Source organism: Streptomyces sp. NPDC054834 (assembly GCF_053611185.1).
In genome coordinates, this window is record NZ_JBSGZV010000051.1 from 17,682 (window position 1) to 44,585 (window position 26,904).

The 26,904-nt window shown below is 68.2% G+C and carries 26 protein-coding genes and 8 pseudogenes; 15 read left to right on the plus strand and 19 right to left on the minus strand.

All coding sequences use genetic code 11. The features are described 5' to 3' along the window. The first annotated feature begins 119 nt into the window (after positions 1-119). From ACWGJM_RS40985 to ACWGJM_RS40995, 3 genes are all read left to right on the plus strand, one after another. Positions 120-644 carry an SRPBCC domain-containing protein gene (locus tag ACWGJM_RS40985; RefSeq protein ID WP_453416844.1) on the plus strand — a complete coding sequence of 175 codons (525 nt, stop codon included), beginning with the start codon at positions 120-122 and terminating at the stop codon, positions 642-644. 693 nt (positions 645-1,337) lie between these two features. Further along, on the plus strand, positions 1,338-1,943 hold the full coding sequence (gene wrbA, locus ACWGJM_RS40990; protein ID WP_453416845.1) for an NAD(P)H:quinone oxidoreductase: 606 nt from the start codon (positions 1,338-1,340) through the stop codon (positions 1,941-1,943). 75 nt (positions 1,944-2,018) lie between these two features. Continuing rightward, on the plus strand, positions 2,019-2,966 hold the full coding sequence (locus tag ACWGJM_RS40995) for a DUF5996 family protein (protein ID WP_453416846.1): 948 nt from the start codon (positions 2,019-2,021) through the stop codon (positions 2,964-2,966). Here the strand turns inward: ACWGJM_RS40995 and ACWGJM_RS41000 are convergent. After that, positions 2,947-3,213 (minus strand): hypothetical protein, encoded by a 267-nt coding sequence (locus ACWGJM_RS41000; protein ID WP_453416847.1) that lies wholly within the window; start codon positions 3,211-3,213, stop codon positions 2,947-2,949. The two genes, ACWGJM_RS40995 and ACWGJM_RS41000, sit on opposite strands and share 20 nt — an antisense overlap. A gap of 403 nt (positions 3,214-3,616) precedes the next feature. Next, a complete protein-coding gene (locus ACWGJM_RS41005; RefSeq protein ID WP_453416889.1) occupies positions 3,617-4,861 on the minus strand; it encodes an RNA-guided endonuclease InsQ/TnpB family protein in 1,245 nt (414 codons plus the stop codon). Positions 4,862-4,888: 27 nt separating this feature from the next. Here ACWGJM_RS41005 and tnpA point away from each other — a divergent pair, with 27 nt between their 5' ends. Further along, positions 4,889-5,305, plus strand: a complete 417-nt coding sequence (gene tnpA / locus ACWGJM_RS41010) for an IS200/IS605 family transposase (protein WP_453416848.1) — start codon at positions 4,889-4,891, stop codon at positions 5,303-5,305. 445 nt (positions 5,306-5,750) lie between these two features. Continuing rightward, the gene (locus tag ACWGJM_RS41015) at positions 5,751-6,191 is read left to right on the plus strand and encodes a DUF5996 family protein (RefSeq protein WP_453416849.1); all 441 of its coding nucleotides are present in this window, start codon (positions 5,751-5,753) and stop codon (positions 6,189-6,191) included. Here the strand turns inward: ACWGJM_RS41015 and ACWGJM_RS41020 are convergent. Further along, positions 6,119-6,592, minus strand: coding sequence for a VOC family protein (locus ACWGJM_RS41020; RefSeq protein ID WP_453416850.1), 474 nt, complete (start codon positions 6,590-6,592; stop codon positions 6,119-6,121). The two genes, ACWGJM_RS41015 and ACWGJM_RS41020, sit on opposite strands and share 73 nt — an antisense overlap. Before the next feature lie 259 nt (positions 6,593-6,851). Here ACWGJM_RS41020 and ACWGJM_RS41025 point away from each other — a divergent pair, with 259 nt between their 5' ends. Then, complete coding sequence (locus ACWGJM_RS41025) at positions 6,852-7,082, plus strand: hypothetical protein (protein ID WP_453416890.1); 231 nt, start codon at positions 6,852-6,854, stop codon at positions 7,080-7,082. Positions 7,083-7,221: 139 nt separating this feature from the next. Here ACWGJM_RS41025 and ACWGJM_RS41030 read toward each other — a convergent pair whose 3' ends face one another. From ACWGJM_RS41030 to ACWGJM_RS41045, 4 genes are all read right to left on the minus strand, one after another. Further along, positions 7,222-7,389, minus strand: a complete 168-nt coding sequence (locus ACWGJM_RS41030) for a DUF6368 family protein (protein WP_453416851.1) — start codon at positions 7,387-7,389, stop codon at positions 7,222-7,224. Further along, positions 7,386-7,613 carry a DUF6368 family protein gene (locus ACWGJM_RS41035; protein WP_453416852.1) on the minus strand — a complete coding sequence of 76 codons (228 nt, stop codon included), beginning with the start codon at positions 7,611-7,613 and terminating at the stop codon, positions 7,386-7,388. Before ACWGJM_RS41035 ends, ACWGJM_RS41030 begins: the two co-directional genes overlap by 4 nt. A 309-nt stretch (positions 7,614-7,922) precedes the next feature. After that, on the minus strand, positions 7,923-8,903 hold the full coding sequence (locus tag ACWGJM_RS41040) for a hypothetical protein (RefSeq protein ID WP_453416853.1): 981 nt from the start codon (positions 8,901-8,903) through the stop codon (positions 7,923-7,925). Positions 8,904-10,293: 1,390 nt separating this feature from the next. Next, complete coding sequence (locus ACWGJM_RS41045) at positions 10,294-10,719, minus strand: MarR family winged helix-turn-helix transcriptional regulator (protein ID WP_453416854.1); 426 nt, start codon at positions 10,717-10,719, stop codon at positions 10,294-10,296. A 91-nt stretch (positions 10,720-10,810) separates the two neighbouring features. On the opposite strand from ACWGJM_RS41045, the gene ACWGJM_RS41050 reads away from it, so the two are divergent. The 3 genes and pseudogenes from ACWGJM_RS41050 to ACWGJM_RS41060 all read left to right on the plus strand — a co-directional run. Continuing rightward, positions 10,811-11,542, plus strand: a complete 732-nt coding sequence (locus tag ACWGJM_RS41050) for an SDR family NAD(P)-dependent oxidoreductase (RefSeq protein ID WP_453416855.1) — start codon at positions 10,811-10,813, stop codon at positions 11,540-11,542. A 1,241-nt stretch (positions 11,543-12,783) separates the two neighbouring features. Next, positions 12,784-13,119 (plus strand): hypothetical protein, encoded by a 336-nt coding sequence (locus ACWGJM_RS41055; RefSeq protein ID WP_453416856.1) that lies wholly within the window; start codon positions 12,784-12,786, stop codon positions 13,117-13,119. Positions 13,120-13,365: 246 nt separating this feature from the next. Continuing rightward, positions 13,366-13,598: pseudogene (locus ACWGJM_RS41060) on the plus strand (IS630 family transposase); the annotation flags it as partial. A 663-nt stretch (positions 13,599-14,261) separates the two neighbouring features. Here ACWGJM_RS41060 and ACWGJM_RS41065 read toward each other — a convergent pair. Next, complete coding sequence (locus ACWGJM_RS41065) at positions 14,262-14,801, minus strand: hypothetical protein (RefSeq protein WP_453416857.1); 540 nt, start codon at positions 14,799-14,801, stop codon at positions 14,262-14,264. After that, on the minus strand, positions 14,768-15,748 hold the full coding sequence (locus tag ACWGJM_RS41070; RefSeq protein ID WP_453416858.1) for a hypothetical protein: 981 nt from the start codon (positions 15,746-15,748) through the stop codon (positions 14,768-14,770). The genes ACWGJM_RS41065 and ACWGJM_RS41070 overlap by 34 nt, the downstream gene beginning before the upstream one ends. A gap of 513 nt (positions 15,749-16,261) precedes the next feature. On the opposite strand from ACWGJM_RS41070, the pseudogene ACWGJM_RS41075 reads away from it, so the two are divergent. Next, a pseudogene (locus ACWGJM_RS41075) lies at positions 16,262-16,369 on the plus strand (IS5 family transposase); the annotation flags it as partial. Here the strand turns inward: ACWGJM_RS41075 and ACWGJM_RS41080 are convergent. Together ACWGJM_RS41080 and ACWGJM_RS41085 are read right to left on the minus strand one after the other, a co-directional pair. Then, positions 16,336-16,644: a GH32 C-terminal domain-containing protein gene (locus ACWGJM_RS41080; protein WP_453416859.1), complete on the minus strand. Its 309-nt coding sequence runs from the start codon at positions 16,642-16,644 to the stop codon at positions 16,336-16,338. The pseudogene ACWGJM_RS41075 and the gene ACWGJM_RS41080 sit on opposite strands and share 34 nt — an antisense overlap. Next, a pseudogene (locus ACWGJM_RS41085) lies at positions 16,623-16,961 on the minus strand (transposase); the annotation flags it as partial. The gene ACWGJM_RS41080 and the pseudogene ACWGJM_RS41085, both read right to left, overlap by 22 nt. Positions 16,962-17,158: 197 nt before the next feature. Between ACWGJM_RS41085 and ACWGJM_RS41090 the strand changes: the two are divergent. After that, positions 17,159-18,018: pseudogene (locus tag ACWGJM_RS41090) on the plus strand (IS3 family transposase); the annotation flags it as partial. Positions 18,019-18,665: 647 nt separating this feature from the next. Here ACWGJM_RS41090 and ACWGJM_RS41095 read toward each other — a convergent pair. The 3 genes from ACWGJM_RS41095 to nadC form a co-directional block, all read right to left on the minus strand. Beyond that, a complete protein-coding gene (locus ACWGJM_RS41095) occupies positions 18,666-18,959 on the minus strand; it encodes a DUF1330 domain-containing protein (RefSeq protein WP_030978521.1) in 294 nt (97 codons plus the stop codon). Between the two features lie 385 nt (positions 18,960-19,344). Then, on the minus strand, positions 19,345-20,202 hold the full coding sequence (locus tag ACWGJM_RS41100) for a PhzF family phenazine biosynthesis protein (protein WP_453416860.1): 858 nt from the start codon (positions 20,200-20,202) through the stop codon (positions 19,345-19,347). Continuing rightward, a complete protein-coding gene (nadC, locus tag ACWGJM_RS41105; RefSeq protein WP_453416861.1) occupies positions 20,190-21,083 on the minus strand; it encodes a carboxylating nicotinate-nucleotide diphosphorylase in 894 nt (297 codons plus the stop codon). Before nadC ends, ACWGJM_RS41100 begins: the two co-directional genes overlap by 13 nt. Positions 21,084-21,528: 445 nt before the next feature. Here nadC and ACWGJM_RS41110 point away from each other — a divergent pair, with 445 nt between their 5' ends. Then, positions 21,529-21,897, plus strand: coding sequence for a winged helix-turn-helix transcriptional regulator (locus tag ACWGJM_RS41110; RefSeq protein WP_453416862.1), 369 nt, complete (start codon positions 21,529-21,531; stop codon positions 21,895-21,897). Between the two features lie 106 nt (positions 21,898-22,003). Here ACWGJM_RS41110 and ACWGJM_RS41115 read toward each other — a convergent pair. Further along, a pseudogene (locus ACWGJM_RS41115) lies at positions 22,004-22,204 on the minus strand (PHP domain-containing protein); the annotation flags it as partial. A gap of 227 nt (positions 22,205-22,431) precedes the next feature. Then, positions 22,432-22,563 (minus strand): annotated as a pseudogene (locus ACWGJM_RS41120) (hypothetical protein); the annotation flags it as partial. A 140-nt stretch (positions 22,564-22,703) separates the two neighbouring features. Here ACWGJM_RS41120 and ACWGJM_RS41125 point away from each other — a divergent pair. Then, positions 22,704-23,168 carry a site-specific integrase gene (locus ACWGJM_RS41125; RefSeq protein WP_453416863.1) on the plus strand — a complete coding sequence of 155 codons (465 nt, stop codon included), beginning with the start codon at positions 22,704-22,706 and terminating at the stop codon, positions 23,166-23,168. Positions 23,169-23,429: 261 nt separating this feature from the next. Then, positions 23,430-24,156: pseudogene (locus tag ACWGJM_RS41130) on the plus strand (IS5 family transposase). Positions 24,157-24,181: 25 nt separating this feature from the next. Here ACWGJM_RS41130 and ACWGJM_RS41135 read toward each other — a convergent pair. After that, positions 24,182-24,577, minus strand: a complete 396-nt coding sequence (locus ACWGJM_RS41135; protein WP_453416864.1) for a VOC family protein — start codon at positions 24,575-24,577, stop codon at positions 24,182-24,184. 183 nt (positions 24,578-24,760) lie between these two features. Between ACWGJM_RS41135 and ACWGJM_RS41140 the strand changes: the two genes are divergently transcribed. Next, the gene (locus ACWGJM_RS41140) at positions 24,761-24,883 is read left to right on the plus strand and encodes a hypothetical protein (RefSeq protein WP_453416865.1); all 123 of its coding nucleotides are present in this window, start codon (positions 24,761-24,763) and stop codon (positions 24,881-24,883) included. A gap of 29 nt (positions 24,884-24,912) precedes the next feature. Here the strand turns inward: ACWGJM_RS41140 and ACWGJM_RS41145 are convergent, their stop codons facing one another. Both ACWGJM_RS41145 and ACWGJM_RS41150 read right to left on the minus strand, forming a co-directional pair. After that, on the minus strand, positions 24,913-25,566 hold the full coding sequence (locus ACWGJM_RS41145) for a class I SAM-dependent methyltransferase (protein ID WP_453416866.1): 654 nt from the start codon (positions 25,564-25,566) through the stop codon (positions 24,913-24,915). Positions 25,567-25,706: 140 nt separating this feature from the next. Beyond that, a pseudogene (locus ACWGJM_RS41150) lies at positions 25,707-26,525 on the minus strand (IS256 family transposase); the annotation flags it as partial. Positions 26,526-26,904 lie beyond the last annotated feature (379 nt).

Sequence of the window (26,904 nt, forward strand, 5' to 3'; positions counted from 1 at the left end):
AGCTGACATGAAAGTGCGTGAGCGGGAGCCCTTGATCGCGGCGGCTGCACCCACGTTACATACGGATGGTAATCAATGGGCTCCTGCCCCGATACGCCGAGATGCCACGTGAGGGAACCATGGCCGGCAAGGAAGCCGTCGCACCGGACTCGCCCACCGACAAGCACGTCGACAGCGCGCCCTGGACCGTGCGGCACGACACGTTCACTATCGAATTCCACCTGGCGGCACCCCCCGACACGGTCTTCGAAGCCTTCGCCGACACGCCGAGCCGACGCCGGTGGTTCAGGCTGCCGGGCCGCCAGGTGTCGTACCACCACGACTTCACAGTGAACGGAGGCGAAACCGCAACGAGTATCTTCACGGTGCCGGGCGCCGCGCCGGAGCAGCTCGCGTACGCATCCCGGTATCTCGACATCGTGTCGGGCTCGAGGATCGTCTATGCATACACCTCACAGGTGGACGGCATCCCGCGCTGGGGCTCGCTGGTGACCGTCGAACTACAGCCGGAAACCGACGGCACCCACCTGCGGTGGACTGAGCATGCAGCCTTCCTAACCCCGTCCGCGGAACCTGACCACGACCTTCCCCACCTGCGCGGTGCCACCCGCCTGCGGTTGAACGGTCTCGCGGCAGCGTTGTAACCAAACGAACCAGGTGGACCGCTCGCGGTCAGGTGGAGTAGTGCCTCGCGCCCGAGAGGTCGTACCCAACCAGCCCGGCCGCCAGCACCTTGCCCAGCCCGGCGACTTACTCCACAGACGGGCTGCGGGAACTCCTCGATGACCTTTCCGGCTCCACAGGACAACCCCGCAACGTCATGGTCGTGTGGCACTGCCGCGTTCCCTGTTGCCCCATCAGCGGTGGCAAACGGCCGGGGCAGCGCACCTCTCGGGTGTCGGGCCCTTGCCGTAGGTCCCGACACGCACAGCGCGAGGATCGACGGGCCCGTTTGTCACAACGCGCTGAGCGATGCGGTCGCAGCCGATCCCGTCCAAGGAAGCCGTGACTCTCGAACCCGAAGCGGATGCCCGGTCCACGTCGTGGCGGCCTCTGCCGCATCGCCCTCTCGGCCACCGCCTGCAGCGGAGATCATCCACTTCTACCTCCGGGCAGCTCCGACACCCCGTCCGTCCACGCTAGGTGAGCAGTCGCGGCCACGCCAGTCGTGCCCGCGCACAGGCAGGACGGTGCTGGGACGCCGCTGCCCCGCGCAAGATCAGGGGCGAAGCGTGCCGGTGGGGCGCCACCGCATCCGGCGTGCACGGAGCCGAGACCCGCGAAACACTGCTCATACAACGCACGAATCCGCGATCGAACGATGGAAGGAGCCGGGTATGAGCGTGCGCGTCGCAGTTATCTACTACAGCGCCACAGGAAACGTGCACGCGCTGGCGCAGTCCCTCGCGGAGGGGGCTCAAAGCCGCGGGGCGGAGGCCAGACTCCGCCGGGTGGCGGAACTGGCTCCCGATGCGTCGATCGAAGCCAATCCCGTGTGGCGGGCGCACATGGATGCCACGAAATACCCGGTCCCCGAAGCGACGCTAAACGACCTTGAGTGGGCGAGTGCCTACGCCTTCGGGACACCAACCCGGTACGGAAACGTCTCCGCGCAGCTTAAGCAGTTCATCGACCAGTCCGGCGCCCAGTGGCAGGCCGGGGTGTTCCACAACAAGCCGGTGACCAGCTTTACTTCTGCGATGAACCGGCACGGTGGCCAGGAGTCCACCATCCTGTCCCTGAACAACGTCTTCTACCACTGGGGCTGCATCATTGTCCCGCCCGGCTACACCGACCCACTGCTCTTTGCCGCCGGCGGCAACCCCTATGGCACCAGTTGGCCCAGCGGCGGGGGCGAGGGACCGGACCAGGCGACCCTGGACGCCGCGCATTACCAAGGCCGGCACCTGACAGATATCGCCACCCGGCTCGCCGCCGCCTGAATCCGAGACGGGCCGCCTTCTGCACGGCCGTCCGTCAGCAATCCGATACCGTCCCCGTCCGCTTCTGGAGGACGCATGGAACTCTTTCCGTCGCTGCCGTATGACGAGTGGCGTGACACCAAAGAAACCCTGCACCGGTTCCTCCAAGTCGTCGGCAAGGTGCGCCTGGCCGGGTCGCAGCGCCGTAACCACTGGTGGAACGTGCCCTACCACCTGACGGGCTCCGGCATCACCACCCGTCCCATGGGCCTGGACGACAACGGCAACTTCTTCTGCATCGATTTCGACTTCACCGCGCACCGCTTGGTGGTCGCCGCCGGCGACGGCTCGCGGGCATCTTTTCCCCTGCCCGGCCTGTCGGTGGCCGCCATGTATCGCCGGCTGCGTCGGACCCTGGACGGGCTGGGCATCGAGGTGGACATCGACCGGCCGCGCCCCTTCGATCTGCCGGATGCCGGTCGCCCGTTCGCCGAGGACGAAGAACACCGAGCTTACGAACCGGCGCAGGTGAACCGGTATTGGCAGATCCTGTCCCAAGTGAACCTGGTCCTGGAGGAGTACGCAGCGCAGTGGTCGGGCAAGACCAGCCCGATCCACCACTTCTGGCACACCTTCGACATCGCAGTCACGCGTTTCTCCGGTCGTATCGTGACCCCGCCCGCCTCCGCCGACCCGGTCACCCGGGAGTCCTACTCACGGGAGGTGGTCAGCGTCGGCTTCTGGTTCGGCGACCCCACCTACCCGCAACCTGCCTTCTACGCTTACACCGCACCGGAGCCGAAGGGCATTGCCGATCAACCGCTCGAGCCCGCTACCGCCCGCTGGGTGGAACGCAACGGCAGTCACCTCGCAGTCCTCGATTACGAGGCCGCTCGGACGGCACCGTCACCGCGAGCCACCGTACTTGCCTTCCTGAACAAAGCTTTTGAAGCTGGCGCCGAGCTTACCGACTGGGACGCGGCTCGCGACGCCTGTCCCGGCGGCATCACCGATCCCATGCTCCTTAAGGGGATCCGGGGGTGACCTCACCGGCGCCATCCGTCCGGTCGGCGGAGGTGACGTCATTCCAACGTGCCGCTTGGAACCACACGCTGGCGATAATCGCGGTCAGCCCGGCCGCTGCACCGGCGGGAATGGCAGCGGTGAAAGGCGCGTGCAGTCCATAGACCAGAACGCCGGCGTCGGCGCCGATGACAATGCCGGTGATGACACCGATACTGCCCGCAACACTCAGCATCCGCTGGAACGGTTGCCGTTTAGGGCTGAGCATGACAACAGCTTGCTCAGGACCGGAAATGCCGAAAGACAGTGGTCCCCTCACTCCGCCCGTTGTGACCGTAGAAGCCGAGAGAAATCAGGGCCGCCGATACGGCACCGAGAAAGATGCTGGCCCGCCCATTGGCCTCGCCGATTGTGCCCGCACGCTGGGTCTGAACGTTGTAGTGCTCGGTGGTCAGTACGGTAATCCATGCTGACGTCGCCCCACCGGCAGATGTCAGTCGCAAGCTCTCCCGGTCGCCAGGTGACGTCGGCCGCTTGGGACTGGCTCCACTCATGGTTGACCAGCCTCCTCGACCAGAGACCCTTTACAGTGCTTACGGAGTCTAATTGACCTGGCCGTGTCGCGCGCTACTGGAGCAGGGGCATCGTGTGGAATTGACGTGCTCCCTGGCCTAAAGTCCAGGGATTCCGGCTTGGGTCGTCTGACCTTTCCGGGGGCTTCCTGCTTCAACGCGCTGTGCGGGCATGTGTGCCCGTCTTACCGGCACTCCACAGGCGTTTAGCGTCTCCACCCGTCCGGCGGTGACGATACGGCGTCCTTCGAAGAGGACGTTGCGTGCTGCGTTGTGGTCGCGGTCGTGCACGGTGGCGCACTCGCCGCACGTCCACTCGCGGACGTGCAGGGGCTTGGGTCCGTCCCTGAATCCGCAGGCCGAGCAGACCTGTGAGGACGGGAAAGCGCGGTCTACCTTGGCGAAGGTCCGGCCGTGCCTGACTGCCTTGTATTCCAGCATGCCGACGAACGCGGACCATCCCGCGTCGTGCACGGACTTGGCGAGCCGGGTGCGGCCGAGGCCGGATACCGCGAGGTCTTCCACGTACACCGCTTGGTTGTCGCGAATGATCTGTGTGGATGCCTTGTGGTGCCAGTCCCGGCGCCGGTCGGCCACCTTGGCGTGCTGGCGTGCGACCTTGATGCGGGCCTTGGCCCGGTTCTGCGATCCCTTGGCCTTGCGAGACAGCTCCCGCTGAAGGCGTCTGAGTTTCTTCTCCGCTCGGCGCAGGAAGCGGGGGCTGTCGATCTTTCGGCCGTCCGATAGGACCGCGAAGGCGGACAGGCCGAGGTCGATACCGGTTTCCGCTTTCACCTCGGGCAGGACGTCCGGCTCGGTGTCCACAACGAAGCTGAGGAAGTACCGGCCGGAGCTGTCTTTGGTGACGGTCAGAGACGTGGGCGCGGCGGGAAGCCGACGGGACCACTTGACCTTGAGACTGCCGATCTTGGCCACATACACCGTGCCGTTGTCCTGAAGGGAGAACGCGTTGGTGTTGAGGCGGATCGACTGCCGGGTGTCCTTCTTCGATTTATAGCGGGGAGGGCCGACCATGCGGCCCTGCCGCTTGCCCTTGACTGAGTCGAAGAAGTTCTTGTAGGCGGTGTCCAGGTCCCGCAGAGACTGCTGCAGGACGACCGCCGACACGTCGGCGAGCCAGGCGCGTTCCTCGGTGCGCTTGGCCTGGGTGATGCGAAGCCGGGACAGCTCGGCCGACTTCACGTACGGCAGTCCTGCCGTGTGCGCTTCCTTCCGGTCGCGCAGGCAGTCGTTCCATACCACGCGGGCGCACCCGAACGCACTCGCCAGCGCACGGCGCTGGGAGGCGTCGGGGTAGGCCCGGTAGTTGTAGCGGAGCTGCACAGCCAAGATCCTACTAGAATTGGTCTCATGGAGGGGCAGAATGACTATAGGCGTGGCAGACATGTTGTTTCGACGATGCATGTGCACTTGGTCTTCGTGACGAAGTACCGGCGCGGGGTGTTCAACGGCGAGATGCTGACGCGCTGCGAAGAGATCATGCGCAAGGTCTGCGAGGACTTCGAAGCGGAGCTGAAGGAGTTCAACGGCGAACGCGATCACGTCCACCTCCTGGTGCATTACCCGCCCAAGGTCGCCGTCTCGAAACTGGTCAACAGCCTCAAGGGCGTTTCTGCCCGCCGGATACGGCAGGAGTTCACCGGCCGGATCAACCGCGCCATCATGGACGGCCACCTGTGGTCGCCCTCGTACTTCTCCGCGTCGTGCGGCGGAGCACCGTTGTCAATCGTCCGCCAGTACATCGAGCAGCAAAAACGTCCGCTCTAAGGTGCACGTCAGAGCAGCCTTGAGATGCATTCATCCCCGGCGTGAACGCCGGGGCTTTCTGCAAGAGCCCCGGTAAGCGTGCGACAAATTGCCGCATGTCCGCGGCGGAGTCCCAACGCCTCACCGACCCGGATGCCTGTGGCCGCCAGGCGGGCGATCAGGAATCGGTCACGTGTGTCATCCGGGGTTCGGTAAGACCGCGAGTTGTTCGAGAGCGCCGTGAGCGCAGCCGGCCATAGTGCAGGTCGAACGGCTCGTCATCGACCAGGAGGCGGATGAGCTTGCCATTGGTGAGCCCTCACCGGCCAGACGAAGTGCGGCGAGGGCGAGCGATCCCCCTGCGTGCCTTCGTCCATACCGAGGCGGCCAGTGCCGTCGTTCTCCTGGCCGCGGCCGCCGCTGCCCTGGTGCCGGTGAACACGGCCCCCTCCGGCTATGCCTCCCTGTGGGGCCGGCTCGTCGCCGTTCAGGCCGGCCCCCACCGCAGTCCACAGCCGGTTCTCCGGGCGCCGGTCGACCAGCCCGGGCAGGTCGCTACTCCCGCACCGCGCCCGAGCCCGTCGGCCTGGCCGAAGCGCCGCTCAGCCAGGCGCCCGCGCAGTGGATGGCGCGCGGCGACAGCCACCTGGCCGTGCTGCGCTACGACGCGGCCCGCGCCGAGCGCGATCCACGTGCCGCCGTGCTCACTTTCTGCGAAAGCGCCTACCAGGCCGGGGCCGGACACGCCGGATGGGACATCGCAGCGCTTGCGTGCCCGGCGGAATCACGGACCCGGCCCGTCGGAACTGACGCATTTGGTCAGCAGTGCAGTGGTCAGGCGTCGGTATCGGTGCGCGCCAGGATGCCTTTGAGCAGGCCCGTGGACTGGCCAACCTCGATGAGGTAGCCATCCGGGTCGCGCATGTAGCAGCGCAGCTCGGCACGCCGGTCTATGGGCGCGGTGAGGAACTCGGCTCCCTTGGCGCGCGCTGCCGCGTAGAAGCCGTGGATGTCCGCCACCCGTACGTTCAGGAAGCTGGAGACGGTGTGGCGGTCCTCTGGCGGGCGCAGGACGACGTCGGGTTTGTCATCGGTGGGACCGCCACCGGGGTTCATGATGATCCAGCTGTTGGCGACCTTGATGATGCAGGGGTTCTCCTCCAGCACCACCTGCCCGCCCAGCACCTCGGCATAGAACGCCCGTGAGCGAGGGACGTCACCAACCGTGAGGAAGTGCGTGAGCAGCAGGCCCTCGGTCGGTGCGGGAAGGTCGTCGGCCGTGGCGCCAACGGCGATGAAATCGGACATATGGCGAGCGTAAGGCGGAAGCCCCCGCCCGGCATTCCCATCCGGCAGAGCCCGCCGAGCACGGCCCCGCCAGCACGGCTGGCCGCCGAGCGATGCCAACTACTGGTCGCAGCGTGCCGTCCGGCATCGGGACGCAGCCAGCAGGTGATGTCGACGGCCAGGACCAGCCGGCCGTCGAGGCCCGTGGCAGTGACATGGAGGCAAGGAACCGCCGCAGCCGGCCGGCATCGCCCCGGCCGCGGGCGACCACACCGCCTGGATGGCCGAGCACCAACTCGAACGCGCCTACCGCGACCGCTTCACCCGTGTGGTCGCAGTGGACACCACAGAGTTCTTCACAGACATCACCCTCTCGAAAAGCGCTTGGTGGCAGATGCGTGTCTGGGCCCTGAAAGGACACGCCAAGCTGTGGGTACAGGACGACCTGCCCAGCCTCCAACCCTCACCGCCGGCATCGCCCGCGATCTCGACGCCGTCATCGCCGGACTGACCCTGGCCTGGAACTCAGGTGCCGTCGAAGGGCACGTCAACCGGATCAAGATGCTCAAGCGCCAGATGTTCGGCCGAGCCGGCTTCAAGTTGCTACGCAAGCGGGTACTACTCGCGTGAGCCAGCTGGCTGAGTTCCGGCTACTTCGGGAGCCGGAAACCGGGCTGTTGGGCCCACGCTCGAAGGAATTCCGCCGAGCCGTACGCGGCGGGCCACGGATCGGTCATCGTTGCGACGATGCCGGGAAGGCCGGCCGCGATTGGAATCTGATCTTCTCGCAGTTCGGCGTTGGCGACACCACCGATCACATGACGGCGGCGGTCAGCAGGGCCGTGACGAGGTGGTCGACAGGACGGTTGCAGAACGCGATGACGTCGACCGCGTGGGTGGGGGTGAAGCCGATGAGAGGTTCCTGGTCGACTTCGTCGGCGTGCTCGGCTTCGAAGATGGCCTCGTCACCGATCTCAGGCCCCATGAGAGAGATCAGCACGGGCCGACGTCCGTCTACATCCCCGGCGTCCGGTGATTCCAAGGCTTTCCGCGTGAATGTTCAGGTCGTACTCGCCTACCCGCTTCTCCTCAAACCGTGCCGAGGCGCCAAGCAGGAACTCGCGGAGCCGCTGGATCGCCACGCGGGGGGACGGCTTCCGCCAACTCGATCACCAACACCGGTCCGCTCATGGCCCGGAGCCTAACCAGCCGGGACTGTCACCCCAACCGATTACCCAGCGTGGCCGCACCACAGAGGCTGAGCCAGAACCCGAGTGTTGAAGTCACTGCGGGCCTTGCCACGGGGGCATCGAGGTGGTCCTTGTGAAAAGGGTTTCCTGAACAGCCAAGTTCACGGGCGACGGCCCACCCGCTCGGCGGACTGCTGGGCGCTGTCGGCCACGCTCGCCTGCCCACGGTCGCCGCGTACCAGCGTTCCCGTGATCCCCGCCCCCGTCAGCACGGCCGTGACGTGCAGCGCCACGGCGACCGCGACGTTCTCCGGGTAGCTGACGTCGCTCGGATGCGCCAGCGCCACGTACACCGTGGCCGGCAGCCTCCAGCCGCTCCACGCGAACATCGAGCCCGATCCCAGCCACGCCAGCGCAAGCAGGAGCGGATACGGCAGCCGGGTCGACCGGCGCCGGACGAGAGCCAGTACGGCGGTGGACGCGGCGAGAGCCCAGCAGGCGCTGACCCCAACTAGCACATGCCAGCTGGCTGGCCGCTCATCGCGGTGCGCGATGCCCAAGGAGCCATCGGCCGCCCAGTAGAGCCAGGCCAGGCCGGTCACGGCGCCGGTCACAGCAGGCCACAGCGGCCCTGAGGAGGTGCGTGTGCGGGGTGGCTCCGGCCGGCGCAGCGCGTGTGGCCAGCGCCGCCACAGATAGGCGGGAAGCGCGATGGCCAGCGCGATCCCGGTACCCACGAAGCTGCACTGGAGCAGCACCGCTTCCCAGCCCGGCATCGCCGCGTCACTCCCCGAGCCCTTCGAACTCCCCGTCCCAGAGTTCACGAGCGCGCTGACGACCACGTACGGCAGGATCGACACCAGGAACCCCGACCCGACCCAGGCGAAGAATCCCACCAGCCAGCCGGGGATCCGCATTCCCCACGGCCGCACCAGCGCCAGCCCCAGCATGATCCCGGCCACAGCCATACCGATCGTGACGGTGTTGAGAACCAGCCACCCGCCCAGGCTGAACCCCCGCCCGACCGGCAACAGCCCCAGTAACGAACCGACCACCCACGACACCTTGATCACCAGATACGGCACGAGGGCGGCCGCCGCCCCGTACGCCGCCGCACGCCCGATCCGGTCCCAACGCTCCACCACGTCTCCCTCTGCTGGGGATCCCCATGCTCCCGGGCCCGCACGCCCCTCCGCATCAGCCCCCAGGCGCACCCCGCTCGTCCGCTGGTCTGACTCGCCCCTCCAACCTGCGGACCACCCATATGCGGACCACAGCGTTGCGGCCCGAGCCGCGTGCAGGCACCGAAGCATCCCGAAGTCATCGCAGTTGACGATCAGCAGCCGGGCATGGGGCAGACAGCCCCAGTAACTCACTCAACCCTCTGCAGGCGTGACGGCCGCGGGGCCGGGGGCCGTCACGCATGCCCGCAGTGTGAGACCCGACCAGACGTCGCGCACGGGAACATAACCGCCTCGGAGCGACAGTGCCGTCATTTCTCGTGAATATCCACGACCTTGCCGATCACCAACTGCCGCCGCGACCAATGAACAAACGCTGCTGCTGGACGTGAACGAAGCCAACGACGAAACACTGCGCGACCGGGCAGCGGCCCCTCCTCGATCTGCGGGTCGGCGGGGTTCGCCTGACGGTCCAGCGCATCCCGTACCCGGTGCTGGCCCTGGCGACCGGCATCGCCGGCTCCCTCGGGAGCGCGGTGTGGCTCGGGCGTTGACGGACCTGGCCGTCGTCGGTCTGGCCTACGCGGTCCACCGCCGCCCGGCGCTTGGCCAGCCGGTCGACATCGCCTTGACCGCCGCTGGCGTCCTCGCCGCGATCGTGTTCGGCATCGTCCAGGCCCTGATGCCATGGCCCGGGCGGTGTGTGGTCGGGCCACCTCGGTGCCCCGACCACACGGCCTGGCCGCCCCAGCGCGCAGTCCAACCCCTTGGCCAACCGGTGATGAACGCTCGGACGTACTGGAGCCCTCGGCGCGCCACCCGTGGGGGCTCGACAAGATCGCGGGTGGAACGGTGCAGGTCCGCTCGATGATCTAGTGAGCCACCAGCGCGGCCCTGTGGTCTTCCCCAGGCCACAGGGCCGCCGCACGTCGTGGGCAGGGCCGGAACCGGCCTTGCAGCTCCCGCGCAGGGCGCGGGCGGTGGACGGCCGCGAGGGGGGGACCGGGCAGCGCCAGGCCGAGGCGGCGGGAGCGGTGGAGTTGGCCGACGCCCTGGCCGAGGAGAGGAGATCGTAGATCTTGTTCCAGCGTTCGCGGGTGGTCTGCTCGCGTACTCTGCCGGGCCGGGCCGGGCCGGGCCGGGCCGGGCCGGGGCGGGTTGCGCCGCGACGCGACGCTGCAACCGGCCCTGCAACCGCTCGAACGCCAGGCGGCCCGCGGCGTCCCATACGACCAGCTCGCCGTCCAGGGCCGTCGCATCGGGCAGCGGCGCGGCGCCGGAGCGCAGCTCCGGGAAGGAGGGTTCGAGGTCGGTGCCCGTGGCGTGTTGGGGTTGGAGGTGGCCGCTGAGGTCAGGGTCGTAGTGCCGTTGTGGCGGATTGGAGCAGGTGGACGAGGCTGTCGCGTTGGGTGCTGGGCCAGGAGCTGAAGCGGGTGGTCAGGGTGGTGTTGATGGCCTGCTGGAACTGGTCGGTGACCGCCTCGCCCTGGGGGGTGAGGTGGACGCGGGTCATCCGGCGGTCGTTGGGGTCGGGTTGGCGGGTGAGCAGGCCGCGTCGCTGAAGCCGGTCGACCAGGCCGGTGATGTTGGTCTTGTCGCAGTGCAGCAAGGTCGCGAGCTCGCCGAAGGACGGCTGCAGATGTTGGGCGAAGCACAGCAGTTGCGCCTGCTGGGGTGTTAGTCCCAGTTGGCGGCTCGCTGTGCTGAACAGGCCGTCGATCTCCATGAAGACTCCGATCAGCGTCTCGACGAGTTTGTCGTCGGGTGCGGCGGCCATGGCAGGCAGTCTACTACCTGGACAGTTGACACCCTCTACCAAACTAGTCGATGCTATGGACTATCCATAGGGTCGACTAATTGGAGGGGTCATGCGTATCGAGGATCGGGTCGCAGTCGTCACCGGCGGATCGCGCGGAATCGGACGGGCGATCAGCGGCCGGCTCGCCGCGGCGGGGATGTGCGTCGTCATCGGCTCCCGCGACCAGGAGACGGCCGCGCAGACGGTGGACCAGATCGAGGACGCGGGCGGGCAGGTCACCGCGGTCCGCACTGACATCACCCGCCCCGAGGCGGTCAAGGAACTGTTCGATGCGGCCGAGAGCCAGTACGGCCGGGTGGATGTGTGGGTGAACAACGCGGCCACGGCGACCGCTGGGCCGCTGGCCCGCGCCACCGATGACGACTTCGACCAGTACCTGCACGCCAACGTGCGGGCCACGTTCGTCGCCCTGCGCGAGGCCGCGCAGCGCATCAGCGACCACGGCCGGATCATCTTGATCTCTTCCGCCCTGACCGTGTCGCCGCTGCCCGGCATGGCGCTGCTGGCCGCCAGCAAGGCCGCCGGTGATCAACTCGCCCGTACGCTGGCCTGGGAGATGGGCTCGAGATCCGTCACGGTCAACAGCGTCCTGCCCGGCCTGACCCGTACCGACGTCATAGCCACCGTGCCCCCGCACGTCATTGACGACGCCAAGGCCCGCACACCGCTGGGCCGCCTGGGCGAACCAGCCGACATCGCCGACGTCGTCGCGTTCCTGGCCTCCGACGCCGCCCGCTGGATCACCGGCCAGACCATCAACGCCGCCGGAGGCATGGTCTGACGAGTTGGCGCCGGGCCAGGGCCGGATGGCACACAATCCCAAAGACCTTGGCCGCGATCATCGGACCGTCCGCAGACTGGTTACGCGGTCGCGGTGATGGTCTGGTGATCGGCAGGGTGGAGTGCGGCGGTGTGTCGGGGGCGGAGCTGGCGAGGCGGGTCGACGCCGCCGTTCCGTCGACTAGGGAGAGCCTTTGGCCTGAGGCGAGATCCGCATAGCCAACGTGCCGGCAGCGGCTCCGGCGAAGACGCTCAGGCTGGCTAGCGGCGCTGACCGCGTCGCTGCGGCCGTGAACTTCTGATCGTCTCCGCGCCATCCGCCCACACCGCTGATACCGGGGATCAACTGCGCCCGGCCCGGGGAGACGCCGAGGGCCAGGAGGCGAGGATATTCGGCCCGCTGGGTGCGGCCACGTTTCTCGAGGGCGTCGGAATCCCGGCCGGTGAGAGTCCTGGAGTGCTCCACGCGCGCGAGGAGGGGCCCGTAAGCCGGGCAAGGGTCCGGGCCCCTCTTCTGCGCACGCGTCCACCGGGGGGTTGCACGCGTGCCGTGCTCAACGCCTGCGCGTGCAGGAAGGTTACGCCGCCTCCTGGGTGTGCAGCCGAGTCGCCGTTGCACACACCCTGACTGCGCGACCCGCGCCCCCTCTGTGGGCCGGGGCTCGGCAGCTTGCGGCACGTCTCTGGGCCAGCGCGGAGGCACGAGTGCCTGCGACGGCTGTCGGGCCACCCGGATCGCTGAACCTGCCTTCCATGGGGCAGCGCTCTCGCAGGCCGACGGATACCGTCGATCATGCTCTGCTGTGACATGACGGCGGGGCTGGGGGTGGCCCTTTTGCTGTGCGCCCTGGTATGGGCCGCCCCGACAAAGCCTGCCGCGCAATCTGTAACCCGGGACAGGCAGCAACTGCTGTCCCGCCTCGCCGAGCGTGGTGGAGTTCGCTGCCGAGAGCGGACAGCTGGCTGGGCCCTCTCTTCAGCGATCCCGCTTCCAGGAGCAGTCCGGCCACGCGGGCGGTTTTGCCGGGGTCAGGCGAGGGCGTTGCGGAGGTAGACGGGCAGTGCCTGGCAGATGGCCGGGTTCGCCTTCCAGCCGGGGTCGGTGAGTTGGCCGGGAGTGATGACAGGGCTGGAGAGCACGAGCGGCGCCTGGTCAGGAACGGACAATGGCTCTACGACCTGGGCTATTGGGGGTCCGATCCGAGCAGTTGTGTGGCTGGTGTGGTTCCCGGGGAAGGCCGCGTGCTGTTTCTTCTCCGTGCGCCGATCACCGTCGACGACTTGCCGGAGGTTCTCCGGCCGTACAACCGGGGCCTCCATAAGCCTGCGGTCTCCGTCTTCAGTTCCTCTGTCGCCCAGTACGTCGAGACGGCCTGGCGGTGGCAGGCGGCCCTGCAGATCCTCCAGCACATCGAGGAACCTGACTCGGTTGGAGAGGCGGAGTGCATGCGGCACTACGACCGCCTCTACTCGTGCGTGGAGCTTGTGGTCGACGCGGCACGACGCATCGATCCTCAAGCAGAGGCCGACGACCTGCCATCGGTCTGGGTTGAGTTGATACGCGAGAACTCTGTGTGATTCAGCGGGCGGCATTACCTGACGATTGCGGCTCCCTTTTCTTGCCTCTGACTTGTGGGTTCACGGCTGGGTGAGGATGCGGGTGTGGAGGAGTTCGAACGAAGCTCGACCGTACATGGCTCGCTTGAGCGTTTTCACCCGATTCACATGCCCTTCGACGCCCCCGGAGCTCCAGGGCAGAGTCAGGCCGGCGGTCACCGCGTCGAGGTCCTGCCGGAGGAAGCCGGCGAAGCCCTTCATGGGCTTCAGCAGTCGGCCCGGCGCGCCATCGAACGGGACGACGATGCCGTCGAGGTGTGGAAGAAGGAGATCTGGCCGCGGGGTAAGAGGACCGCGGCGGAGCGCGGTGCCTGGATCGTCTTCGAGGGCGAGGCCGGCCAGTCGATGACTCCGCCGCGTGCCAGGACCTGGGGCCGGATCGGACAGACCCCTGCCGACGTACAAGTGATCGTGGCTCCGGCAAGATTTTCGTAGCCGGAGATCATCTCGGTGCGGTGGTCGGTCCGCCCGCGTAGCGGGCAGGCTTTGGCTGTGCTCAGTTGAACTGGCCAGGGCCAGGACGTCGCCCTGGCCGAGGAGCCGCCCGCCGCGACCAACGTCATCGACCTCATGCAGGCCCTTCAGAGCAGCCTGGACACCGCCCGCAGGGGCCGCGGTGAGCAGTCGGCCGCCGCGCCCCGTCCGCGCGCCGCTAGACCGCACGTCCGTCGGCGGGGGAAGATGGAGTCCAAGAAGGCCCCGCCGAAGACGGCACGTGCGTCGACGAGGGATCGCGGCCGCGGCACGGGCGGGAGCGAGTTGCAGAAGCTGAGCAAGGCGGAGCTGTACCAGCGGGCGACCGAGCAGGACGTTCCCGGCCGGTCGAAGATGAGTCGCGAGCAGCTCATCGACGCCCTCGGGCGTACCGGACGCCGCCGCACGAAGAGCCCCGCGGGACCGCCTCGCATCATGGCCCGCGGTTTGTCAACGACGGGTCCGCAGGTGGACAGTCGCGGCATCGCGTGTCGAACGGGCCATGCCAGGCACTGGGCCCTAGCGTCGGAGCGGCCCCGCTTCGACAGGACAGCAGGGCCCCGGGCGGCCTCAACCATGAGCCCTGGCCGAGAGCCCGCCCGCCGCAGCTTGAGGACGGACCCTAGCCATCAGGCCCCGCACCACATCGGTGGGGCCGTCGGGCCGCAGAACAGGGGGTTCTCCCGGACACCCGACGGATGGGCGCTGATGGCGTCGTGGGCTGGGTCGAGGGTGAAGCTGATACCGCCGACGGGATACGACGTCGGGGCAGTGGTACGGGTGATCCGGCCGGTCGCCCGCGTACCGGAGGCCTTGGATACGACCCCGTGGACGACGATGCCCGTGCGCCCCGTCTCGGAGTTCGGGTCGTCGCACGGCGCCTGGTGATGCACGGCCGCGCAGTCGCGGTAGGAACGCTCCTTCAGGACAAAGGTGCGGTCGCGCTTCACCGTCAGCATGCCCGCGTGCGCGACCCAGGTGACGTCGGACTGGAAGGCCCAACTCGTCGGCCCGGGCGACGGTTTCGCCGACGTGGACCCGGTGGGGTCACTGGGATGCCCGCCCCCGTCCAGGCCGAACGGCCACAGCCGTATCACGGCATAGCCGACGACCGCCGCGAGCACGTAAGCCGCGATCAGTAGCAGCCGTTGTCGCGACAGTTTCGCCATGCGCTGCCACTCCACTTGTAGCGGGGGAGTCCCGTGGCCGGGGCCGTACGGAACGGGCGGCCCTTGTCGGTGATCGTCGTGGTTCCCGAGGTGGCGCCGTCCGACCACTCCAGCCGCCCGACCCAGGTGCAGTCGCAGTGCTGTGTGGACACGTCGATCTGGAACTCGGCGGGGGCCGCGGCCGTCACCTTGTACGGGAACGAAACCGCCCGGACGTCCCTCGGGCCGTCGGTGCCCGTCACCCAGCGGGGCGGGGAGGCGTCCAGGTCCTTCTTGCCATACCAGAGGGTGAGGGACTCGCCGCCGACGCCCCCGCCACCGCACCCCTGCCCGGGCCCCGAAGGATCGAGTACGGTGCCCTGTCCGGCCTTGGCGCGTTGGATGACACGCACCGTGAATGCCTTGACGACGATGGCGTGGCCGTCGCGTCCGGACACCGTGAGGTTCAGCCGGAGGGTGCCCGGGGCCGCGCCGCCGAAGGCGTACGGATCCTGGTCCCATGTCGTCCCTCCCCGGCTCGGCCGAGAGCCGGGCACATACCCGGCGAGCCCCGCCGGAGACGTGGGAAACACCCATCCGCGACCGGTGCCACAGCCGTCGTCCAGGTGCGGCGAGACGCCCACCGAGACCAGCGGGCCGACCCCGCTGCTCGGGCTGGCGCTGGCGGTGGGCTCGGAGTGGGGAGGCTCGTGGCCGGGGGTGTCGAACAGCCCGGTCACTGTGGCCCACGTGTTCCGCAGCGCCGAGTCAGCGGCGTCCTGCATCACGCCGACGGTGGCGGCCGTCAGCGCCGTTCCGAGCAGCCCGAGGAGGGTTACGCGCCATCTGCGCCAGAACGACGGGTTCCGCTCGGGTGGCGATGATTCCGGCTCGGGTGTGCGGCGACGCTCCATCGAGCGGCGCCGCCAGCTGTCCCGCTGCCTGGTTCCCCCTCTGCCAGACGGCATGGCCCCTACCCCCATGTGTGACCGACCGTCGTGCAGATGCCCGTAAGACACCAGAGAGAAACGGGCGAGATACGGCCAGAGGCTCCCTGAGCGACCGGCACGGGCACAGCCCACCGCGAGGAGCCCGCCTGCTGTCCCGATGGGTGCCGGCCGTTCGACCGGAGACGGATCCGCGACCCCACCGAGCTACTCCGGCCGCCTAACTGGCCGTTCTCTATCCGTTCGTGCGCTCGGTCTGGTTCGAACGGGGTCCTGGATCGGGTGACTTGTGGGCTGGTGGGGCATAGAGGAAGGGCCTCTTGGTAGCTCGCGGTTGTCGAGTCCAACGAGCAGCAAGAGGCCCTTTTGTCGAAGTGTCGCGTGGTCGTGGTTGCCGGGTCCAGTCCGTCCACTCCTGGGTGTGACTGTCTCGCCCATCGGTTCGGGAATGCGGCTGACAGGCCAGAGCGCCGACAACGGTACGGCTCGGACATGAGCGATGCGGAGTGAGCACTGGTGCGGGATCTGTTGCCGGTGCCGGGATGGCTGGCGGGCCGGGGTGGCCGGCCGGAGGGCTACTGCCACCGGCAGATGATCGACGCGGTGCGCTATCTCGTCGACAACGGCATCAAGTGGCGGGCGATGCCGTCCGACTTCCCGCCCTGGCCGCGCGTGTATGCCTTCTTCGCCCGCTGGCGGGAGTCGTAGCCGATGCGGGTGCGCTGCTTACCGCCGGTGCGGACGTTCAGGCCGAAGCGGGCGGCGGTGCCCGCGGTGAGGTCGGCCTGGAGTTCCAGGGTGCCGCCGGAGACGGTGAGCGGGGTGGTGGCGTCCTTGACGGTGGTGGCCCCGATGTCCGTTCTCCTTCCTCGCAGGGTGCTCAGCTCGCCAGTCTCGGCGGGCGGGAGCGAAGCCACGGCGACACATCGACCGCCAGGACCAGACGCCCGCCGTCGAAACGCGGCAGCGGCAGGCCGGCCAGCACCGTCCGCAGCTTGTCGACGTCGAGCCGGCCGTGGTTCAAGCCGCCGTACATCGCTCCATGCCCACGTCGATGCTCGGGCAACAACGTCAAGTCCACCGGGGACTTCACAGCACCGTCCGCACACAGCACCGCGTCCACCAGCTCGAACAACTCATCGCGCCAGGCGGTCAGACACTCGTAGAACTCTCCCCGGAAGCGTGACGCATCCGCGAACGCTTCCCTCCGGACAGCATCAGGCAGCAGACTCACCTCACGGCCGCGCAGATCCAGGTCGTCGACCACAACAAGGGGGGCTGGGGCCACATATCGCCATGGATTCAGTGGGAGAAAACGTTGCCCAGCCAGCAGGAGGACGCGGGCGGGTTGTGGTGTGGCGGTGGCGGGAGCAGCGGTGATGATCACGCTGTCGAAGTGGCTGCGCCGCGCCGAAACCGACGAGGGCGCCAGGCCCGGTAACGACGTCGGGTGAGTCGGCCGAGCTGCGCGAGGCCCGCAAACGGATCCGGCTGCTGGAGCAGGAGAACGAGGTGCTCAGGAGGGCTGCGGCGTATCTGTCGCAGGCGAACCTGCCGGCAAAATGATGTACCCGCTCGTCCGCGAGTTGGCCGCCGCCGATGTCCCCTACCGGGTGCCGGTGGCGGTGACGTGCCGGGTGCTCGGGCTGGCTCGCCAGCCCTACTACCGGTGGCTGGCCCGGCCTGCCACCGACGCCGAACTGACCGAGGCATACCGGGCCAACGCCCTGTTCGACGCGCACCGCGATGATCCCGAGTTCGGGCACCGCTTCCTTCTCGACGAGGCCCGCGCCGCCGGTGAGGCGATGGCCGAGCGGACCGCCTGGCGGATCTGCCGGGACAACGGCTGGTGGAGTGTCTTCGGCAAGCGAAGGGGCCGCGGCAAGAACGGCAAAGCCGGGCCACCGGTCCACGGTGACCTGGTGCGTCGGGACTTCACCGCGGACGGGCCGAACCGGTTGTGGCTCACGGACATCACCGAGCACGCGACCGGTGAGGGCAAGCTGTATCTGTGCGCGGTCAAGGACGTGTACTCGGGCCGTATCGTGGGCTATTCCATCGATGCCCGGATGAAGTCCCGCCTCGCGGTGGCCGCGCTGGAGTCCGCCGTCGCCCGCCGCGGCCCCGCTGCGGGGGGCATCGTGCACTCCGACCGCGGTTCGCAATTCCGGTCCCGGAAGGTCGCCGCCGTCCTCACCCGGCACGGCCTGGTGGGCTCGATGGGCCGGGTCGGGGCTGTCGGCGACAATGCCGCGATGGAGAGCTTCTTCGCACTCCTGCAGAAGAACGTTCCGCACTCGGGAGCGACCCGGCGGACGTTCCGAGCACGGCCCCTCGCGCGCGCCACCGGCCGCCGCATCCTGCTGATAGCGTCCGGAGGCGCCGCCGACCTGCGCCGAGTCGACCCGGCTCTCCTGCACCCCGCCGACCGCCTGGTCCTCAACGACGTCGACCCCAACGCCCTCCAGTACGCCCTCACACACCTGCCGCCCGCGACCCGCGCCCAGACCGCCGCGGCCCCCTGGCAACGTCCTGCGCACCGCCGCCCATCTGGCCGCCGACCACGGCCCCTTCGATCTGGTCCTGGCCGGAGGCCTCTTCGACTACCTCGAAGAACGCTTCACCCGAGCCCTGATCCGCACCACCCTGTCCCGCCTGTACCGCCCCGGACACACGTTCTACTTCTCCAACATCGCGACCCCGAACCCGTACGCCGCCCTGATGACCCACATCGGCCGCTGGAACCTCCTCGAACGCACCCCCGCCGACATCGAGGCCGACGTCCGAGCCGCCGCGCCGCCGGGAAGGAAACATCGCCGGACCGGACATCACCGCCGATGCCACCGGCCTGACGCTTTTCGCGACGGTGCGGCGCGCTGACGAGCCGGGGTGATCCCCGCAGCCAGCATCGTGTTCCTCCCTGACGCGGCATCGGTCGTCAGTCGAGGCCTTCGATGATGCGGAAGTCGCGCTCGACGCCGTCAGCAAGTACGGCCAGTGCCTCCTGGTAGGCCGCACTCGCGCGTGCGGCGACCGCCTGTTCGAAGCTGTCGAACTCGATCAGGACGGTGCGCTCGGCGATTCCGGCGTCGTGTGCGACGACCCGGCTGCCGCGGGAGAGCAGCCGCCCGCCCGCGGCCTTGACGGCTGGACCGGCCAGCTTGTCGTAGGCAGCAAGCCTCTCAGGGTCTGCGATGGTGCGGTAGACGCTGACCCAGTAGCCCTTGGCCACAGTACCTCCTGTGTTCGGAATTGATGATCAGAAGCATGCTCGGATCCATGGCCGGCGCGCTGTGGGTCAGCGAGCCGACGGAGACGGCGTCGAAGTCGGACGGCTTCGATCAACCGGCTGGGGCTGCGATCGGATTGGTTTCGGGTGAGCGTCGGCGGGCGAGGACGAACCAGAGCCGGTCGAGTCGATGACTGGCCTCGCCGGAAGGGCGGCGGCCCGGACTAGAACGAAGAGGAGCCGACAAGTAGGTACGAGTCGCACCAGTACGACGTGATCGGCCATCAATCCTGAGCCCCTGCCACAGATGCCGCCAGAACTGGCCGGGCTCTCACAGGAGCAGTTGGACCTGCTGCGCACCGGCACCCTCGCCTTGTGAGCGCAGGCCTCAGCGCATGACCGTGCGCACGATCGCTGCCTGGCCGCCGACTCGGATCCGGTGTCCCGTGCGGTCGCGGTGGACGGTCGCCGTGATGGTGGACGGGCTGCCGAGGTGGTCACCCATGTCGACAGCGAGGCGGTGTGTGCCGAACCCGGCAGCATGCGCTGCCAGGCAGGCCGTGCTGTTGGCGTTGGCGATGTCCTCGGGGACGCCGATCGACGGGGCGAACATCCGGGCTGCTGCTCGGCCGTGTCGGTCCGGGGGCGAGTAGGCGTAGCAGCCCAGCAGACCGTAGCGGTCACAGGCTGCGCGCAACAGGGTTAAGTCCGGCGTGAGTTCGGCCAGTGCGGCGCGGGATCGGATGGGCAGCAGAAGCCTCGGCCGCCCGTTCGACGCCACGCAGGCGTCGCCGGCGACCGCGTCCTCTGTCAGTCCGAGGCCGCCTGCGACTGCCCTCAGTTCGGATCCACCGGTGCTACGCAGGCTGACCGGGCCCGGGTCGAACGACGCCGTCAGGCCGTCACCGTTTCGGCTTGCCCGACCGTCGAAGCTGCGGTGGGCCGTACGCAGGGCGGCGCGGTAGTCGTGGTCGCCGCCTTCCCGTTCGGCGAGCACGGCGAGGGCGGCGACGGTGCCGTGTCCGCAGGCGGGCAGTTCGCCCTGGGCGGTGAAGAACCGCAGTGTGTACGCGGGCCGACGACGCTCGATTCCGGTCGCGCGGAGGAAGACGGCGTGCGATGTTCCCAACGCCGTGGGAATGCGGCATCGCTCCTCGTCGGTGAACGGCGCATCATCCAGAACGGCGGTCGGGCTGCCACCCGCGCCGTCTCGCTGACACGCGACGACGACCGCTACCTCGGACATGGCACCGGGCCGGTGGTCAGCAGCATGGTCAGGTCCAGTGCGGGCGCGCTGTGCGTCAACGCCCCGACCGAGATGAGGTCGACGCCCGTCCCGGCGATGGCGAGAACTGTGTCCAGGCGGATGGTGCCCGAGGCCTCCAGCAGGATCCGGGAAGCGTCGGCCCGCCCGGCCCGGACCTTCACGACCTGCTCGATGTCGGCCACCGGCATGTTGTCGAGCATGATCCAGCGGGCTCCGGCGTCGAGGGCCTCGACGGCCTGGGTGACGGTCTGCACCTCGACATCGCTCTCCACTATCTGCCCGGTGCGCGCCATCCCGCGCCTGACCGCCTCGATCGCGGCGGTCACCCCGCCCGCCGCGGCGATGTGGTTCTCCTTGAGCAGGACCATCGCCGCGAGATCGAGGCGGTGGTTGTGGCCGCCGCCGGCGGTGACCGCGTACTTGTCCAGGGCGCGCAGGCCCGGCGCCGTCTTGCGCGTGTCCAGGATGCGCGCCCTGGTCCCTGCCACGGCTTGGACGTAGCGGTCGGTCAGCGTCGCGATGCCGCACATGCGCTGCAGGAAGTTCAGCGCCGTACGCTCCCCGGTGATCAGGCTGCGCGCCGAACCGGACAGGTGCACCAGGACCTGGCCGTCGGCCAGTCGGGCGCCGTCGGCGACGGCCGGCTCGACCTTGACCTCGGGGTCGACCTGCGCGAAGACCTCGGCGACCACGGGGAGGCCGGCGGCGATGCCGCTTTGCCGGGTGCGGATCTCGGCCGTGGCCGCCAGGTCCTCGGGAACGCTCCACTCGGTGGTGATGTCCTTCCCTGACACGTCCTCGGCCAGGGCGGCAGCGGCGGCGGCCCGTGCTGCCGCCGAGGGAAACTCGGTCGTGGTCATCTGGTCTCCAGCTCTGAGCGGACGTCGGCTTGGTGGCGACAACCGCTGACGAGGCAGCACTGAAGTTCCGCTGGGCCGGTTTGCAGGACCTGGTGGATCCTGTACTCGATCTCCCGCGTGCCGGTCACCCCTCCCCCCGGCCACGAACAGGTTCCGGGTGAGCCGTCCGTGCGACTCGGCGCCGACGTCGAACTCGAGGCACCATGCGCATGTACCGGTCCTCCCGGCCGGTCTCGCCTCCGTCGACCCGGGCCTTCAGGAACGCCTCTCACCCAGGTCGGCAGGGCAGGTGCCACAACAGCCTCCTCCGATTCGATTTCCGAAGCGGTCACCGATGCTAGCGTGTCGGAATTCGAAGCATCAACCCTGGAGAGCTGGACATCCCGACATGGCAACACCCAGACCTGGCAATCCCGTTCGCGGCTCGACCACCGGCCGCCCCCTCATGGCCGCACTCGATCTGTTCGGGCGGCGGTGGAGTCTGCGCATCCTGTGGGAGCTTCGCGCGGGTCCGCTTGGATTCCGCCCCTTGCAGAAGCGGTGCGACGACATGTCCTCCAGCGTGATGCGGCAGCGCCTGACCGAACTGCTGGATGCCCAGGTGATTCACCAACTACCGGACAGCCGCTACGAGCTCACCCCGCTGGGACAGGAGGCGCGCCACGCCCTGAACCCCCTCGCCCGCTGGGCGGAACGCTGGGCGGCCACGATCGACCCGCAAGGGGCGGACCACACCGACGACCAGTCCGCCAGCCGCGTCTCACATCCGGACACTGTGGACGACGGGACGCCGGAGAGGGACTCCGCGGACTGACGCCCCGCCTCGGATCGGAGGCGGGGCGGGACCGCCGGGTCACGAGGTTGCCGTGGCTCGGCCGAGCGCCGGGGACAGGCGCGAAACCTCCGCCAATCCTTGTGGAAGCAACCGCCAGGTCAACGCCGAAGATCGGGCGCACTCCATGCGCTGCGCACGACTTCGCGAACCGAACGGCCCCGGTGACGCTGTCGCGATCCGTCAGAGCGAGCCACTCCATGCCCCGCTCGGCGGCTCTCCGCACCAAGGCCTCGGGATGGGATGCGCCGTAGCGCATGGAATAGCCGGACGCTACGTGGAGATGCATGAGCCGCTCCACGTACGCCTGGATCTGGTGCCGGTGTCCCTTCCGGCATGGCCGCGGAGCTCCAGGTCTGAGACCCTCGAACGGACGGTGGCCCACGCCCCAAATCGGTTGTGTCCTCCGTCACATGAACGCGACCGGAAAGCGACTCTCCGACCCTTGATCACGATCTCGCGCGCAGTGCTTCCAGCCCGCTTGTAATGCGACAGATCGGCGGGGGACACGGCCAATGCCGCGACTCGCTCGGGCATGCCCCCGGAGACGGGGCCCGGGCGGAAGAGGCTGATGTCGGCGACGACGTCCTGCATGTGCCGAGGTTGCAAACGACCCACCAGATCCTGCTGACCAGGACTCTCGAGCTTCTGTGTACGGTCCCCGTGTTGCGGCAGGTCGTGTTGCGCACGGAGTGAGCTGAGTTGTGGATGAGTGGCGTCTGTTCTGGACGGGAGTCGGCGGTACCCCGGATGGCGATCGAGACGATGTGCTGGGCGCATGGGGCGACTTGACCGAGCGGGAGCGAGCGCTCGGGATCCGGCCCGGACAGCCGATCCTTCTCGCCCCGGACGGCCGCGTCGATTGGCGCCTGAGTGCGGTCTTCCGGCATCGGGACTTCGCCCGGAAGGCGGAGGGGACGAAGGAGACGTACGCGCCGGACTACCGGTTGTTCTTCACCTACTTGTGGCGCCGCGGACTTCGGTGGGACGAGGCGACGGCGGACGTGCTGGAGGACTGGGAGGACTGGCGGCGGCGCGGCGAGGGGAACCCGTCTCCGATCGGTGGGGCGAGGTGGGCACGGGAGTTGGCGGCGCTCGGGCTGTTCTACAAGATTGCCGTCAGGCTGGGCTTCATGCAGGCGTCCCCTGTGCTCACGCACACGGTGAGCACGCCGGACGGCGGCACAGTCGAGGTCGCGGACCTGGCGCCGACGGATGTCCGCAGCTCGCACGAGACGCCGGGGCCGCTATGACCGGGTCGCGGACCGGCTGCTGCTGCGGGAGATCACTCGCGATCGTCGGGCGAGGTGGACGGCTGCGGACGGCCGGATGTTCGAGGCGCACGTCGACGAGTTGACGGCCCGGCAGCGCGAGGACGGCGACTCCAGCCTCCGTCCCGACAATATGTCCGTTCCATGTCAGCACGGTCGTAACTGCCGGGTCTTACAAGGGCTTAACACAATGAGGTCGATCTTCCCTGATTGCCATGTCGCAGGCCGAAGTTGAGCGTTCGGCTGGTGTGGTGGGGACGTCCGTGGATCGTGTCGGATGATCTGTGTAAACCGTCGCCGGACCGGGAGGTGCTGTGCGGGATCTTGTATGTACTGCACACGGGCATCCAGTGGGAGTACCTGCCCAACGAGCTGGGCTTCGGCTCGGGCATGACGTGCTGGCGCCGGCTGCGGGACTGGAACGACGCCGGAGTCTGGCAGCGGCTGCACGAGGTCCTGCTCGCCGAGCTGAACGCGGCGGCGAAGCTCGACTGGTCGCGCTGCGTGGTCGACTCCTCCCACGTCAGGGCGCTAAAAGGGGAAGCCACACGGGCCCGTCCCCGGTCGACCGGGGGCCGGCTCGAAACACCACATGATCATCGACGGCCACGGCACTCCGCTTGCGGTCCTGCTGACCGGCGGCGACCGCGACGACGTCATCCATCTCATCCCACTGCTTGATGCGATCTCACCGGTCCGAGGCCGCGTCGGACGTCCCCGCCGCAAGCCCGACTCCCTCTTTGCTGACCGCGGCTACGACCACGACATCTACCGCGACCAGGTCCGCGCCCGTGGCATCGTGCCCGCCATCGCCCGCCGAGGCACCTGGCACGGCACCGGACTACGCATCCGCTGGGAACGCAGGGCCGACATCCACGAAGCGTTCCTCAAACTCGCCTGCTGCCTCATCACCCACCGACAACTCGGCTCATTGAGGTCTTCTCGGCAACGAAACGGTTGCGGTGTGTGACGGGGTGCGGGTGCCCGCTCGCGACCTAGGTCTGCGGTGCCAGGGTGCGTAGGACGTCGAACTCGTTGCCCTCGGGGTCTGCCATGACTACCCAGCTTCGGTCTGACCCTTGGCCCACATTTGTCTTGGTGGCGCCGAGGCCGAGCAATCTGGTCACCTCGTCCTCGGTGCTGCCGTCGATTGGGCTGACGTCGAGGTGAAGCCGGTTCTTCACGGTCTTGCCCTCAGGTACCTGGATGAACACCAGGGTGGGCGGCATCTGACGGGCCCGAACATCCTCGACGGTCGGCACCCAGGAGCCGATCTCGACCTTGCCCTCGCTCCGGTCGATCATCTTGAAGCCCAGGACCTCGCACCAGAAGGCCGCGAGCCTCTCAGGATCGTGGCAGTCAACGGCCAACTCGGTGAACCTACTTGTCATGACTCTCCCCAGGTAGTGCGGACGGGGTTCAGAGTATTGGCCAGGCCGCCCGTCCGACAGATCCGCGATCTTCCTGGCTGGCGAGGCCCTCAGACGCGCTTGACCCGGCATCAGATACGCGAGAAGCCCCTGGTAGGAACAGGTCTGCGAAGATCACGTTCCGGAACCCGGAGGCTTCACGCGTTGACCAGTATCACCTACACCGCAACACTCGACGTCGGCAGGGAGACCGCCGAGGCTCTCGCCCAACTCTTGCGCGAGCACCGCGAACGGCTCGGCACCCGCAGGGGGACCCGCGCGGAGTAATTGTCAATAGCTGTGGATCGGAGCTGCGCTCATGCCAGCGTCGGTTTGCCGGCGAGGATCTGGATCCCCGTTGATGCATGCCCGTTCATGGTGTGCACCGTGATGGCCCGGGCATCGATGGTTTCGAACTCGGCGAGCAGGGTGGAGAGCCACTCCCGGGAGTGATGGCGGCAGACCGCACCGTCGCCGGTCTCGAACACGCCGTAGGTGCCGTAGTGATGGGCATAGCGGCCGTAGCGGCTGTGGTTGCGTTCATCGTCTTGCAGTAGAAGATCGCTGACGTAGAGGATCCCGCCGGGCTTGAGGATGCGGTTCAGCTCGGCGATCAATCGCTGCTGGGCGTCATCGCCGGGGACGCAGGTCAGCACGGCGAAGAGCAAGACTGCGTCAAACCCTGCGTCTGGGTAAGGCGAGACCGGCGGTGCATCCAGGGCGGCAAAGCGCATGGTGGGATGCAGGCGGCGTGCCCGATTGATCATTCCTGGTGAGGTGTCGACGCCCGTGAGGTTGCCGAAGCCGCGCTGTTCGAGCTCCTCCATGATGCGGCCGTATCCGCATCCGTAGTCGAGGATCGCGGCGTGCCTGCTGATCCCGTCGAGCCAGGGCAGATGGAGCGGGTGGGTGAACGTCTTCGTGCCCGCAGCGGCATCCCAGTAGGGAACCTGGCTGTCGAGGTCGGACATGGCGGATGCCTCCCTGGGCGCTTGGCTGAAGCCGGTCATGCTGCCACGGCTGTGGGGCGCTCGACGAGCCGGCCGCATTCGAAGCGGGCACCCGCCCGGACGAGAGCGACGAGGTGAGGTGCGTTCACCGCCCGCCAGTCGAGCACGTTGGCCGTTTTGTGAACCCAGCACCTTTGCTCGCGGGTGTCGGGGAACACCTCGGCCAGGGCCTTCCAGAAGCCCAGGGCGCCATCCCCGACAGCGAGCACGGGAGCACGCATGCCCCGGCGGGCACAGTCGCGCAGCAGGTCCGCCCACGACTCGCCGGACTCGCGGTATCCGTCCTTGAGCGCAACCAGTTCCTTGGACCCGTCGGCGCGCACCCCGACGAGCACCTGCACGCACGCCTTCGCCTCTTCCAAGCGGACGTTGAGGTGGATGCCATCGGCCCACACGTACACGTAGTCGACCTCGGACAGGTCGCGGTCCATGAAAGCCGCGTGGTCGGCCTGCCACTGCTGAGTCAGCCGAGTGACGGTCGCGGACGAGAGCCCGGCCGCGCTGCCGAGGAACTGTTCCAGCGCGGGCACGAAGTCGCCGGACGACAGGCCGTGCAGGCAGAGCAGCGGCAGCATCTCGCTGATCTTTGGGGACTTGCGACACCAGGGCGGCAGGATCGCCGAGGAGAACCGCTTGCGCTCGCCCGTGGTCTCATCGATACGCTTGTCGTTCACCCTCGGGGCCTTGACCTCGATTACGCCAGCCGCGGTGGTGACCTTCCTGGACTGGTGGTAGCCGTTGCGGACCACGAGCCGTCGGCCGTGCTCATCGCGCTGGTCCGCCAACTCGGCTATGTGGGCGTTGACTTCGGCCTCCAGTGCGGCGGCCAGCATTCTTCGTGCGTCGCCCTCCCGGACGATCTCGTCGATCAGGGAGGAGCTGTTGGCCGTGGTGCCGTCGTCGTTCACTACGCTGAGCACGGACGTGCCTTCCCGGCCGGTGCTGTGAACACCGGTCTTGCTCGGTGACCTATCGATCAATCACCCGGGAAGGTACGTCCTCCCCGGGCCGATCCACAGGTTCTGAGCATTGCTCCCACTCCTCCATCGCGCGCCACAAGCTCAACCAACAGCCGCGCACAGAGCCGCGCAGCGCCGACGAGGTACTCGGCCCGACTCAATGAAGACTGATCTGACGGCAAGCCCCCACCCCGGTCACAATCACTAGCGTCGGTTGGCTGAGGCGTTACGGGGCCTGCTCGCCCGCCGCGTACGCCGCCGCAGTCCGGCTGGTCCTGAAGTCGGAGCCACGGCCGACCGGCCCCCTGTACCCACTGCAGTGAGTCTCATCTCGCCTCAG